The sequence below is a fragment of the Streptomyces tardus genome (assembly GCF_018101125.2).
GTDB lineage: Bacteria > Actinomycetota > Actinomycetes > Streptomycetales > Streptomycetaceae > Streptomyces > Streptomyces tardus.
Map to the genome: position 1 here is coordinate 767,790 of NZ_JAELVF020000001.1, position 12,029 is coordinate 779,818.

The 12,029-nt window shown below is 73.0% G+C and carries 10 protein-coding genes and 3 pseudogenes; 9 read left to right on the forward strand and 4 right to left on the reverse strand.

Annotated features, from left to right (window positions below):
• The first annotated feature begins 219 nt into the window (after nucleotides 1-219).
• Nucleotides 220-1,938, forward strand: a complete 1,719-nt coding sequence (locus tag JGS22_RS03330; protein ID WP_211039110.1) for a phospho-sugar mutase — start codon at nucleotides 220-222, stop codon at nucleotides 1,936-1,938.
• A gap of 101 nt (nucleotides 1,939-2,039) precedes the next feature.
• Here JGS22_RS03330 and JGS22_RS03335 read toward each other — a convergent pair whose 3' ends face one another.
• Nucleotides 2,040-2,660 (reverse strand): PH domain-containing protein, encoded by a 621-nt coding sequence (locus tag JGS22_RS03335; RefSeq protein ID WP_211039109.1) that lies wholly within the window; start codon nucleotides 2,658-2,660, stop codon nucleotides 2,040-2,042.
• 124 nt (nucleotides 2,661-2,784) lie between these two features.
• On the opposite strand from JGS22_RS03335, the gene JGS22_RS25875 reads away from it, so the two are divergent.
• From JGS22_RS25875 to JGS22_RS03355, 4 genes are all read left to right on the forward strand, one after another.
• Nucleotides 2,785-4,188: a sensor histidine kinase gene (locus JGS22_RS25875; RefSeq protein WP_211039108.1), complete on the forward strand. Its 1,404-nt coding sequence runs from the start codon at nucleotides 2,785-2,787 to the stop codon at nucleotides 4,186-4,188.
• An 80-nt stretch (nucleotides 4,189-4,268) separates the two neighbouring features.
• Nucleotides 4,269-5,252, forward strand: coding sequence for a deoxyribose-phosphate aldolase (gene deoC, locus JGS22_RS03345; RefSeq protein WP_236073367.1), 984 nt, complete (start codon nucleotides 4,269-4,271; stop codon nucleotides 5,250-5,252).
• Between the two features lie 8 nt (nucleotides 5,253-5,260).
• Nucleotides 5,261-6,691, forward strand: a complete 1,431-nt coding sequence (locus JGS22_RS03350) for an aldehyde dehydrogenase family protein (RefSeq protein WP_211039106.1) — start codon at nucleotides 5,261-5,263, stop codon at nucleotides 6,689-6,691.
• Nucleotides 6,684-7,745 (forward strand): aldehyde dehydrogenase family protein, encoded by a 1,062-nt coding sequence (locus JGS22_RS03355; RefSeq protein ID WP_236073010.1) that lies wholly within the window; start codon nucleotides 6,684-6,686, stop codon nucleotides 7,743-7,745. The genes JGS22_RS03350 and JGS22_RS03355 overlap by 8 nt, the downstream gene beginning before the upstream one ends.
• A gap of 175 nt (nucleotides 7,746-7,920) precedes the next feature.
• Here JGS22_RS03355 and JGS22_RS03360 read toward each other — a convergent pair whose 3' ends face one another.
• A complete protein-coding gene (locus JGS22_RS03360; protein ID WP_211039105.1) occupies nucleotides 7,921-8,280 on the reverse strand; it encodes a hypothetical protein in 360 nt (119 codons plus the stop codon).
• 137 nt (nucleotides 8,281-8,417) lie between these two features.
• Here JGS22_RS03360 and JGS22_RS03365 point away from each other — a divergent pair, with 137 nt between their 5' ends.
• Nucleotides 8,418-9,023: a uridine kinase family protein gene (locus tag JGS22_RS03365; RefSeq protein WP_211039104.1), complete on the forward strand. Its 606-nt coding sequence runs from the start codon at nucleotides 8,418-8,420 to the stop codon at nucleotides 9,021-9,023.
• A 321-nt stretch (nucleotides 9,024-9,344) separates the two neighbouring features.
• On the opposite strand, the pseudogene JGS22_RS03370 reads toward JGS22_RS03365, so the two are convergent.
• Nucleotides 9,345-9,494 (reverse strand): annotated as a pseudogene (locus tag JGS22_RS03370) (phosphate signaling complex protein PhoU); the annotation flags it as partial.
• 4 nt (nucleotides 9,495-9,498) lie between these two features.
• Here JGS22_RS03370 and JGS22_RS03375 point away from each other — a divergent pair.
• Nucleotides 9,499-9,666, forward strand: a pseudogene (locus JGS22_RS03375) (sigma factor-like helix-turn-helix DNA-binding protein); the annotation flags it as partial.
• A gap of 488 nt (nucleotides 9,667-10,154) precedes the next feature.
• Nucleotides 10,155-10,271: pseudogene (locus JGS22_RS25880) on the forward strand (DNA-binding response regulator); the annotation flags it as partial.
• A gap of 11 nt (nucleotides 10,272-10,282) precedes the next feature.
• On the opposite strand, the gene JGS22_RS03380 reads toward JGS22_RS25880, so the two are convergent.
• Entirely contained in the window at nucleotides 10,283-11,143 is an 861-nt protein-coding gene (locus JGS22_RS03380) for a SigE family RNA polymerase sigma factor (RefSeq protein WP_211040379.1), read from the reverse strand.
• 204 nt (nucleotides 11,144-11,347) lie between these two features.
• On the opposite strand from JGS22_RS03380, the gene afsQ1 reads away from it, so the two are divergent.
• Complete coding sequence (afsQ1, locus tag JGS22_RS03385; protein ID WP_211040380.1) at nucleotides 11,348-12,025, forward strand: response regulator; 678 nt, start codon at nucleotides 11,348-11,350, stop codon at nucleotides 12,023-12,025.
• Nucleotides 12,026-12,029: the final 4 nt, after the last annotated feature.

Genomic DNA, 12,029 nt, shown 5'->3' on the forward strand with positions numbered 1-12,029 from the left:
CCGCGGGCCCGCCCCGCCGGTGTCGCCGCCGGCGCCCCGGACCCGCGGGGCCCGCCCTGTCGGTGTTGCGCCGGTTCGGGAACGGTGGACGTGGAACCCGGTGGCGGTCGGGCCCGCGTTCGACGTCGCGTCGGCAACCGACCGGCGGCCCGCGGGCGTCCGCACCCACGAACGGGCCGGCTCCCGCGCCGGCCACCACCACCGCGAGAGGCAACGAACGTGACCGTGCAGGACGACGAGCTCTTCGCGCAGGCGCGCGCCTGGCTGGCCGAAGACCGGGACCCGGACACCAGGGCGGAGCTCGCCGCCCTGCTGGAGGCGGCGGAGGCGACCGACGGTACGGCGGTACGGCCGCAGGCCAGGCTCGCCGAACGCTTCGCCGGGACACTGCAGTTCGGCACCGCGGGCCTGCGCGGCGAGCTGGGCGCCGGCCCGATGCGGATGAACCGCTCGGTCGTCGTCCGGGCCGCCGCGGGCCTGGCCCGGTACCTGGTCGCCGAAGGCGCGGCCACCGCGCCCGCCGAGAACCCCGGGCTCGTCGTCATCGGTTACGACGCCCGGCACAAGAGCGCCGACTTCGCGCGGGACACCGCTGCGGTGATGGTCGGGGCGGGCCTGCGGGCCGCTCTGCTGCCCGGACCGCTGCCCACCCCGGTGCTGGCGTTCGCGATCCGCCACCTCGGCGCCGTCGCCGGCGTCATGGTCACCGCGAGCCACAACCCGCCCCGCGACAACGGCTACAAGGTCTACCTCGGCGACGGCGCCCAGATCGTGCCGCCCGCCGACACCGGCATCGCCGCGCGCATCGCCTCCGTGGGCAGCCTCGCGGAGGTTCCGCTGGTCGAGGACGGCGGGGAGGTGCTCGGCGAGGAGCTGGTGGAGGCGTACCTGGCCCGTGCGCTCACCGTGGTGGACCCCGGATCGCCGCGCGAGCTGCGGATCGTCCACACCGCGCTGCACGGCGTCGGCGGCGAGCTGGTCGGCGACGCCTTCGTGCGTGCCGGCTTCCCCGAGCCCGTACCCGTCACCGAACAGGCCGCGCCCGACCCGGACTTCCCCACCGTCGCCTTCCCCAACCCGGAGGAGCCCGGCGCGATGGACCTGGCGTACGCCACCGCGCGCGCCGCAGCGGTCTCCGGCGGCCCGGTGGACCTCGTACTCGCCAACGACCCCGACGCGGACCGCTGCGCCGTGGCCGTCCCGGACGCCCAGGCGCCGGACGGCTGGCGGATGCTGCACGGCGACGAGGTGGGCGCGCTGCTCGCCGAACACCTGGTGCGCAAGGGCGTGAGCGGCACCTTCGCCGAATCGATCGTCTCCTCCACGCTGCTCGGCAAGCTCGCCGCCGCCGCCGGGCTGCCGCACACCGAGACCCTGACCGGCTTCAAGTGGATCTCACGCGCACCCGGCCTGCGATACGGCTACGAGGAGGCGCTCGGCTACTGCGTCGACCCCGATGGCGTCCGCGACAAGGACGGGGTCACCGCCGCGCTGCTCATCGCCGAACTCGCCGCCGAGCTGCGGCAGAAGGGCAGCACCCTCACCGATCTGCTGGACGATCTCGCGGTCCGCCACGGGCTGCACGCGACCGACCAGCTCTCCGTGCGCGTCAGCGACCTCTCGCTGATCGCTGCCGGTATGCGGCGGCTGCGCACGGACCCGCCGCGCGCCCTGGCCGGTCTGACCGTCACCGCGGCCGACGATCTGAGTACCGGAAGCGCCGGACTGCCGCCGACCGACGGACTGCGCTACCAGCTCTCGGGTACGAGCGCGGCGCGCGTGATCGTCCGGCCCAGCGGCACCGAGCCGAAGCTCAAGTGCTACCTGGAGGTCGTGGTGCCGGTCGCGGAGCTCGCGGAACTGCCCGCGGCGCGGACGAAGGCCGGCGAGGTCCTGGCCCGGCTGAAGACGGACATCGCCTCGGCCGCGGACATCTAGCCCGGCCGACCGCCCGGGACCGCACACCCGACGAGGGGCCGGCCCGACGAGAAGTCGGGCCGGCCCCTCGGTGCACCGCGGCGCACCCGGTACGGCGGCGGTCAGCCGAGCGTCAGGACGAGCAGCAGGCCGAGGGCGCCGACGGCGGCGGGCGCGAGGATCTCGTACGCCCAGCGCACCGAGAGGCGGCCGGTGTGCTCGGAGTGCTGGTCGGCCAGCTGCCGCAGCTCGTCCATGGTGGCGTCGGAAGTGGCCTGCTGGGGGCCGGAGTTCTCGGGGTCGTCGCCGCGCAGCGCCGCCATCGCTCCGCGCGGCTTCTTGCCGGCCTCGACCCTGGCGGTGTTGCGCTGGGCCCTCTTGCGGGCCCGCAGCGAGACGGGCACGGACCAGAGCTGGTACGTGGTCCCCTCGGCGACGACCTCGCTGGAGTACCCGGACCGCAGCGAGTCCACCGAGCCCCACGGCACGCTGATGGTGCGGAACGGGTTGCGCACCAACAGCCGCTCGTCGCCCGCGAAGACAGCGGGGCGCAGCGTGAAGGCGACGATCAGGGGAGCCAGGGCCAGCACCGCGGCGAGCGCGGTCAGCGGTGCACGGCCCTCGCCGCGCAGCACCGCGTCGCCGCCGAGCCAGGCCAGGAGCGCCAGCAGCAGCACCCCGCCCAGCAGCGCGGCTCCCGAGCGGTAGCAGCGGTCCGCGTAGGTGGTCTCCGGAGTGGTCATGGTTTCGATTGTGCCGCACCCCCGGGAGCGCGCGAATCTCAGTCCCGCATCATTCGCCCCGCCCGTACCCGGCCCGCTTGTCCCCGCTCCGGCTCCTGCACCATGCTGCTCCCACGCTGCTGACGTGGAGGTAAGAGTGCTGCGGTGGTGGCCCGAAGGCAGGACCGGACGTTCCGGCGCGGGAAAACCGGGCCCGTTCGACCGCCTCGCACCGCTGTCTCCACGACCTGCCCCCGTCCGCACCCGGCGGCTGTCCTCCGTCGCCGAGACCGCTGTCGTGGTGGTGCCCTCGGCGTTGGAACTGCTGACGATCCTGAGCTTCGCGAGCGCCTGGGAGCTGGTCTGGCACGTGCTGACGGTGGCCGCGCTGCTGCTTCGGCGGCGCTGGCCGCTGGCGGTGTTCGTGCTCACGCTGCCGGTGGCGTTCGACGGCTATCTGCTGATCGCGCCGCTCGCCGCGCTCTACCAGGTGGCCCGGCAGGTACCTCGGCGGCGAACGATCGTCTGCTGCGTGCTGCTGCTCTTCGTCGCCGGGCTCGGGCCGTGGCTGCCCACCGAGGAGGAGCCGTTCAACTTCGAGGACGCCCTCTTCGGACTGCTCTCGGCCGCGATGCTCAGCGCGGGCCCGGCCGCGACGGGGCGGCTGGTGCGCACCCGCGCGCAGCTCTCGGACCGCCTCGCGGAGCTGGCCCGCACCCGGGAGCGCGAGCGTGAGCTGCTCTCCGAACGCGCGGTCGTCGAGGAACGGGCACGGCTCGCCCGCGAGATGCACGATCTCGTCTCCCACCAGGTCAGCATGATCTCGCTGCAGGCCGGTGCTCTCCAGGTGACCTCCGCCGAGCCGGGCAGCCAGGAGATCGGCCGGGCCATCCACGGGCTGAGCGTGAGCACGCTGGAGGAGCTGCGGCATCTGGTCGGTGTGCTGCGGGCACCGCGCGGCCGGCAGGGCCTGGCCGAGCTGCCGTCGTTGGTGGGGACCAGCGGGCTGGACGCCCGGCTGAACGACGGTTCGACGGTGCCCGGCGACTGGCCGCCCGCGGTCGGCGAAGCCGCGTACCGCACGGTTCAGGAGGCACTGACCAATGTGCGCAAGTACGCGCCGCAGGCCGCGGTGGCGGTGGCCCTTTCCACGCGGTCGGCAGGAGCGGCCGGGGCGGCGGTGTCCTCCGGCTCCGGCGGGCGGGCACTGGTCGTGGAGATACGCAACTCGCCCGTGGCGCCCGGCGGCAGCCCGTCGCTGCCCGCCGGCGGCCACGGGCTGACCGGACTGCGCGAGCGCGCCGAACTGCTCGGCGGCACCCTCACCGCCGGCCCGGACGAGGACGGCGGCTTCGTCGTACGCGCCGTACTGCCGTCCGGCGACGCCCCGGAGGGCCCGGCCCCCGGCGAAGCCACGGCGGTCGGCGAAGAGGGCCCGGCCGCCGACGGGGCTCCGCGTCCACGGCCGTCCGCGGACGGCGACGACGTCCGTGCCGAGGCCGGACCGGGGCCCGCTTCCCCCGGTTCCGGGCCGACCGCCCGCGGCTGAGGCGCGGGCCGCCGGCCGGATCGAAATCGATCCGGGGGATGACAGGTCGCTACGCGCGTAGATATGCTCGTCTGGTGAGCATGCCTCCCGTGACAACCACAGCCACCGCCGGGACCGCCGCGCTGGCCGACGCCACCGCGTCCGACGCCGCACTGCGCCGCTACCTCCACGGCCTGCCCGGTGTCGACGCGGTCGGTCTGGAAGCCCGCGCCGCCACTCTCGGCACCCGTTCCATCAAGACGACCTCCAAGGCGTACGCGATCGATCTGGCGATCTCGATGATCGATCTGACGACGTTGGAGGGCGCCGACACCGCCGGCAAGGTCAGATCGCTGTGCGCCAAGGGCGCACACCCCGATCCGACCGACCGGGAGACCCCCTCGGTCGCCGCGATCTGCGTGTACCCGGACATGGCCGGGATCGCCGCCGAGGCGGTGCGCGGCACCGGGATCAAGGTCGCCTCGGTGGCGACCGCCTTCCCGGCCGGGCGCGCGGCGCTGCCGGTCAAGCTCGCCGACACCCGGGACGCGGTGGCCGCCGGCGCCGACGAGGTCGACATGGTGATCGACCGCGGCGCCTTCCTCTCCGGCCACTACCTCCAGGTCTTCGAGGAGATCAGGGCCGTCAAGGAGGCGTGCGCCCGCGAGAAGGGGGAGGACGCCCGGCTCAAGGTGATCTTCGAGACCGGCGAGCTGTCCACGTACGACAACATCCGCCGGGTCTCGTGGCTGGCGATGATGGCGGGCGCCGACTTCATCAAGACCTCGACCGGCAAGGTCGCGGTCAACGCCACCCCGGCGAACACGCTGCTGCTGATGGAGGCCGTGCGCGACTACCGCGCCGCGACCGGCACCCAGATCGGCGTCAAGCCCGCCGGCGGCATCAGGACCTCCAAGGACGCCATCAAGTACCTGGTGATGGTGAACGAGACTCTGGGCGAGGACTGGCTGAGCGGCCGGTGGTTCCGCTTCGGCGCCTCCAGCCTGCTCAACGATCTGCTGATGCAGCGCCAGAAGCTGCGCACCGGGCGCTACTCCGGTCCCGACTACGTGACGGTGGACTGACGACACACATGGCTTTCGACTACGCACCCGCACCCGAGTCCCGGTCGGTCGTCGACATCGCGCCGTCCTACGGGCTGTTCATCGACGGCGAGTTCCGCGAGGCCGCCGACGGCAAGGTCTTCAAGACCGTCTCCCCCGCCAACGAGGAGGTGCTCAGCGAGGTCGCGGACGCCGGCGAGGCGGACGTCGACGCCGCCGTCCGCGCCGCCCGCAGGGCCTTCGCCTCCTGGTCGGCGCTGCCCGGCGCCGAGCGCGGCAAGTACCTGTTCCGGATCGCGCGCATCCTTCAGGAGCGCTCGCGCGAACTGGCCGTCCTGGAGACGCTGGACAACGGCAAGCCCATCCGCGAGACCCGCGACGCCGATCTGCCCCTGGTCGCCGCGCACTTCTTCTACCACGCGGGCTGGGCCGACAAGCTCTCGCACGCGGGATACGGCCCCGCACCGCAGCCGCTGGGCGTGGCCGGGCAGATCATCCCGTGGAACTTCCCGCTGCTGATGCTCGCCTGGAAGATCGCCCCGGCGCTGGCCACCGGCAACACCGTGGTGCTCAAGCCCGCCGAGACCACGCCGCTCTCCGCGCTCTTCTTCGCCGACGTCTGCCGCCAGGCCGGACTTCCGCGCGGCGTGGTGAACATCCTGACCGGGCACGGTGCCGCCGGCGCCGCTCTGGTCGCCCACCCGGACGTGAACAAGGTCGCCTTCACCGGTTCCACCGCGGTCGGCAAGCAGATCGCCCGCACCGTCGCCGGGACGGACAAGAAGCTCACCCTCGAACTGGGCGGCAAGGGCGCCAACATCGTCTTCGACGACGCCCCGATCGACCAGGCCGTCGAGGGCATCGTCAACGGCATCTTCTTCAACCAGGGCCAGGTCTGCTGCGCGGGCTCCCGGCTGCTGGTCCAGGAGTCGATCCAGGACGAGCTGCTGGACTCGCTCAAGCGCAGGCTCGGCACTCTGCGGATCGGCGACCCGCTGGACAAGAACACCGACATCGGCGCGATCAACTCCGCCGAGCAACTGGCCCGCATCACCGCGCTCGCCGAGACCGGCGAGGCGGAGGGCGCCACCCGCTGGTCGCCGGAGTGCGAACTCCCGGGCTCCGGCTACTGGTTCGCACCCACGCTCTTCACCGGCGTCAGCCAGGCGCACACGGTCGCCCGGGACGAGATCTTCGGCCCGGTGCTCTCGGTGCTCACCTTCCGCACTCCCGACGAGGCGGTCGCCAAGGCGAACAACACCCCGTACGGGCTGTCGGCCGGCATCTGGACGGAGAAGGGTTCGCGCATCCTGGCGATGGCGAACCGGCTCCGGGCCGGCGTCGTCTGGGCCAACACGTTCAACAAGTTCGACCCGACCTCGCCGTTCGGCGGCTACAAGGAGTCGGGCTTCGGCCGCGAGGGCGGCCGGCACGGTCTGGAGGCCTACCTCGATGTCTGAGTCGGCAGCGAAGAAGAAGTCAGCCGGGACGAGCGGACCGGGCGGGACCGGCAAGCCGGGCAAGTCCGGGAAGACGGGCCGGCCCGGGAAGACGGCGGTCAAGTCGGCCGATTCGGCCGGGCGTTCGGGCGCAGCCGCGGTCGCGGGCGCCGAGCAGGGCGCCTCGGGCGGCGCACCGCGGCTGAGCGTGCTGAAGACGTACAAGCTCTTCGTGGGCGGCAAGTTCCCGCGGTCGGAGAGCGGACGGGTGTACGAGGTGACGGACTCCAAGGGCGGTTGGCTCGCCAACGCGCCGCTCTCCTCCCGCAAGGACGCGCGCGACGCGGTCTCGGCCGCCCGCAAGGCGTTCGGCGGCTGGTCGGGGGCGACCGCGTACAACCGCGGCCAGGTGCTCTACCGGGTCGCGGAGATGCTGGAGGGCCGACGGGAGCAGTTCGCCGCCGAGGTCGCCGACGCGGAGGGACGCACGCCGGCCGCTGCCGCCGCCCAGGTGGACGCGGCGATCGACCGCTGGGTCTGGTACGCGGGCTGGTCCGACAAGGTCGCGCAGATCGCCGGCAGCGCGAACCCGGTCGCCGGCCCGTACTTCAACCTCTCGACGCCCGAACCGACCGGTGTCGTGGCGGTGTTGGCCCCACAGGAGTCCTCGCTGCTCGGCCTGGTCTCGGTGGTCGCCCCGGCGATCGCCACCGGCAACACGGTCGTGGTCGTCACCTCCGAGCGCTCGCCGCTGCCCGCGCTCTCGCTCGCCGAGGTGCTCGCCACCTCCGACGTGCCGGGCGGCGTGGTCAACGTACTGTCCGGCCGGGCGGCCGAGCTGGGCCCCCCGCTCGCCTCGCACCAGGACGTCAACGCGATCGATCTCGCGGGCGCCCAGGGCGAGTTGGCCGTGGAGCTGGAGATCGCGGCGGCGGACAACCTCAAGCGCGTACGCCGTCCCGCCCCGGTCGACTGGACCGCGGACCCGGGCACCGACCGGATGCTGGGCTTCCTGGAGACCAAGACGGTCTGGCACCCCACCGGCGCACTCGGCGCCGCCGGCTCGGCGTACTGACCCGGCGCACCGACTGCGTGCAACGACCGCACCGATCGGCGGTGGGTGGGCCCGGCGAAGCTCTCGGCTTCGCCGGGCCCACCTGCACCCACCTGCACCCGCCGTACGTCCGGTCGCCCGGGATGCGTGGCCGCGCACCCGCCCGGTACGCCGGCGCGTGCGGCCCGCGGGAGAGTCAGCGGGCGGGGGCGATCAGCCCGGTGACGGGGGCGGCGAGGTCGGAGAGCGAGGCGCCCTCGGAGAGCGGCCCGGTGACGTCCTTGGTGCTGATCGGGCGGAAGTCCGCGATCTGGGTGCCGATGCCGTTGTCGAGCGGATCGACTCCGGTCTTGGCCATCGGGTTGAGCTGGAGGTCTGCCACCGGGCCGACGACGTGGCCGACGGTGGCGAGCGGGTCGGCGGGGTCCACGGTGACGATGTCCGCCTGGGCGGAACCCGCCGCGGCCAGCGCCGCCGCGCCCGCGGCCGAGAGGGTGAGGCCGGCGCTGAGCAAACGTCGCCTCCTGGGTCGTGCGTGCCGTGCGCGCGAGGCCATCGAAGCACCTGCTACTTCCGTGATCGGTGTGGTCCGGGTAACCGGTCGACATCGCAGCGTAGTTGAGATGTGGCATTCTTCATTCGCCGTCTCCCCGGGGGTCACTCGGACGAAGGAATGCGCGACAATCGACTCCCGTGACCGATTCCGCTCGCGTGATCCTGCTGACCGGCCCCTCGGGTTCCGGAAAGTCCTCGCTCGCCGCCCGCACCGGACTGCCCGTACTGCGGCTCGACGACTTCTACAAGAACGCAGGCGACCCCAGCCTGCCCACCTTCCCCGACGGCGCCACCGACTGGGACTCGCCCCTCTCCTGGGACGCCGACGCCGCGATCCGCGCCGTGCGGGAGCTGTGCGCACACGGCACCACGACCGCCCCGGTGTACGACATCTCCGTCAGCGCGCAGAAGGGGACCGCCGAACTGGACCTCGGGGGTTCGCCGTTGTTCGTCGCCGAAGGCATCTTCGCCGCGCAGATAGCCGCACGGTGCGCCGAGGACCGACTGCTCGCCGACGCGCTGTGCCTGCGCGGCCGACCCACGACCACTTTCCGCCGCCGGCTCGTCCGAGACGTGCGCGAGGGACGCAAATCGCTGCCCGTACTGCTGCGGCGCGGCTGGCGGCTGATGCGTGCGGAGCCGCGGATCGTACGGGAGCTCGCGGCGCTGGGTGCCCGGCCGTGCGGCAAGCGCGAGGCCCTGGCGGCGATCGCCGCGGCGGAGGACGTGCGCAGCACGGTCTGAGCCGGACGCGCGTCGGCCCCGGGCGTACGCGCCGGGCGCGGGGCGTACGCCCGGGGCGCAACGGTGACGCCCGTCGCGGGGCGTACGCGGGGCGCGGGGCGCAACGGTGACGCCGGACGGCGAGTGACGCCGGCGCGTCGGGAGACGGAAGAAGAGGCGTGGGCGCTGCCGGACCCCCATCCGGCAGCGCCCACGCCTCGTTTCCCCCGTCTCCCGACGCGCCGGCGTCACCGTTGCGCCCCGCGCCCGTACCCGCCCATCCGCATCGCCTGCCCTCGCACGCACCGCGTCCACGCCGCCGTGCCGTGAGCGCCGGGTCGCTCAGCTCCCGGCGGAGGAGGTGCCCGCGGCGCCTGCGGCAGCCGTGGCCGGGTCGATCTCGTCGGCGTAGTCACCGGTCACCAGGTAGACGACGCGGCGGGCGACCGAGACCGCGTGGTCGGCGAAACGCTCGTAGTAGCGCAACACCAGCATGGTGCGCTACTACGAGGGTCGCACCGACCCGGAGATCGCCGACATCCTGGACATCAGTGTCGGCACCGTGAAGAGCGGCATCTGGCGCTCGCTGCGCCGGCTGCGCGACGACCAGGTCCTGGCCCTGGGCCGGGACCAGCAGGAGTGCTTCGGCGAACTGGTCGCCTGACCGGACCACCGGAGCGCGGCCAGTACGTTCTCCCGCTCGCCGAAAGTGGTGAGGATCAGCGGCTTCGCGGTGGGGACCGTGCGGCGCGCGTACGGCGGCTCGTCCGGCGCCCCGCCGCCTGCGCTGCCGGACCCCCATCCGGCAGCGCAGGCGGCGGGGCGCCGGGACCGGCCGAGCGGGTGTGCGACGCGGGCCGCCACGGCGGCGTGGACGCGGTGCGTGCGAGGGCAGGCGATGCGGATGGGCGGGTACGGGCGCGGGGCGCAACGGTGACGCCCGTCGCGGGGCGTACGCGCCGGGCGAGAGGTACGCGTCGCCGGCGGCGGTCGCCCGCCGCGTCGTCTACCTGGTGACCGGTGACTACGCCGACGAGATCGACCCGGCCACGGCTGCCGCAGGCGCCGCGGGCACCTCCTCCGCCGGGAGCTGAGCGACCCGGCGCTCACGGCACGGCGGAGTCGGGGAAGCGCAGCCGGCGCAGCGAGCGCCAGATGCCGGTGCTCGACGGACTCTCCACGCTGGCCGAGCTGCGCCGCACGGTCCCCACCGCGAAGCCGCTGATCCTCACCACTTTCGGCGAGCGGGAGAACGTACTGGCCGCGCTCCGGTGGTCCGGTCAGGCGACCAGTTCGCCGAAGCACTCCTGCTGGTCCCGGCCCAGGGCCAGGACCTGGTCGTCGCGCAGCCGGCGCAGCGAGCGCCAGATGCCGCTCTTCACGGTGCCGACACTGATGTCCAGGATGTCGGCGATCTCCGGGTCGGTGCGACCCTCGTAGTAGCGCAACACCAGCATGGTGCGCTGGAGTTCGGGCAGGCGGGCCAGCGCCTGCCACAGGACGGTGCGCAGTTCGGTGCCGCGCATCGCATCGCCCTGGCCGCTGACGGCCGGCTCCGGAAGTTCCTCGGTCGGGTACTCGTTGAGCTTGCGGCGACGCCAGGCGCTGATGTGCAGGTTCGTCATGGTGCGCCGCAGATAGCCGCCGACCGCGGCCTTGTCGCTGATCCTGTCCCAGGCCCGGTAGGTGGAGAACAGTGCGCTCTGCAGCAGGTCCTCCGCCTCGAAACGGTCCCCGGTCAGGTGGTAGGCGGTGGCGTACAGGGAGGCGCGGCGCTCACTGACGTAGGCGACGAACTCCGCCTCCGAAACGCCGGTGTGCCGCTCCCCCGTACCCTCCCTGGATACGCCTTCGCCCTGGCGCTCCCCCCGGAGCGCCGTTCCCCCGTGTTCCCCCGTGTTCCCCTGTGCTCCCGGGTTTCCCTGTTCCCCAACTCCCCCTGGGAGACCCGGGTTTCCCCCCGGCAACGACGCGATGTAACTCGGCCGCTGCCGCCCAGTGCCGCGGGCACACCCCCGTACGCCCTTGGCACTGGACTTCTCGGTGCTGCGGGCGGAAGGAACCGGAACGGTGGGAACCGAACCGGGGTAGCGGCGCGTGAGAGCAACTGCGCCGACCTTGCTTCCGTGCAGTGTGTTCATCTCGCGCCTCCTTCGTGAGCAGCCCCGTCGCTTGCTGTGTGACAGACACACTGCCGGGCCAGTTTCATGAGCGGGTCCCCTGACTGTCACAGCGGTGTCACAGGAACCGGAACGCCCGCGTCGCTCCCCCCACCGACGCCCGTCGGAGGCGGGTTGCACCCGGCCGGTCGAACTTGCGGGGGGTCATGGGCCAGAATGGCGCGTGTGGCTTTCCTGTTGCTGATCGAGGACGACGACGCAGTCCGTACCGCCCTGGAGATGGGTCTGACCCGTCAGGGCCATCGAGTGGTGACCGCAGCGTCCGGCGAGGACGGTCTGAAGCTGCTGCGCGAGCAGCGTCCGGACCTGATCGTGCTGGACGTGATGCTGCCGGGCATCGACGGTTTCGAGGTGTGCCGCCGCATCCGGCGCACCGACCAGTTGCCGATCATCCTGCTGACCGCGCGCAGCGACGACATCGACGTGGTGGTGGGCCTGGAGTCGGGCGCAGACGACTACGTCGTCAAGCCCGTCCAGGGCCGGGTGCTGGACGCGCGCATCCGTGCGGTGATGCGCCGGGGCGAGCGGGAGGCCAACGACTCGGCCACCTTCGGCAATCTGGTCATCGACCGTTCGGCCATGACCGTCACCAAGAACGGCGAGGACCTCCAACTCACGCCCACCGAGCTGAGGTTGCTGCTGGAGCTCAGCCGCAGGCCCGGACAGGCCCTGTCGCGGCAGCAGTTGCTGCGACTGGTGTGGGAGCACGACTACCTCGGCGACTCACGTCTGGTGGACGCCTGTGTGCAGCGGCTGCGGGCGAAGGTCGAGGACGTGCCGTCCTCGCCGACACTGATCCGCACCGTGCGCGGCGTCGGCTACCGGTTGGACTCGCCCTCGTGAAGGT

What these genes read in the sequence shown, in the direction of transcription:
- JGS22_RS03350 (WP_211039106.1), top strand. Translation starts at nt 5,261, where the DNA reads ATGGCTTTCGACTACGCACCCGCACCCGAGTCCCGGTCGGTCGTCGAC.
- JGS22_RS03335 (WP_211039109.1), bottom strand. Translation starts at nt 2,660, where the DNA reads ATGACCACTCCGGAGACCACCTACGCGGACCGCTGCTACCGCTCGGGA.
- JGS22_RS03380 (WP_211040379.1), bottom strand. Translation starts at nt 11,143, where the DNA reads ATGAACACACTGCACGGAAGCAAGGTCGGCGCAGTTGCTCTCACGCGC.
- JGS22_RS03360 (WP_211039105.1), bottom strand. Translation starts at nt 8,280, where the DNA reads ATGGCCTCGCGCGCACGGCACGCACGACCCAGGAGGCGACGTTTGCTC.
- JGS22_RS03355 (WP_236073010.1), top strand. Translation starts at nt 6,684, where the DNA reads ATGTCTGAGTCGGCAGCGAAGAAGAAGTCAGCCGGGACGAGCGGACCG.
- deoC (WP_236073367.1), top strand. Translation starts at nt 4,269, where the DNA reads ATGCCTCCCGTGACAACCACAGCCACCGCCGGGACCGCCGCGCTGGCC.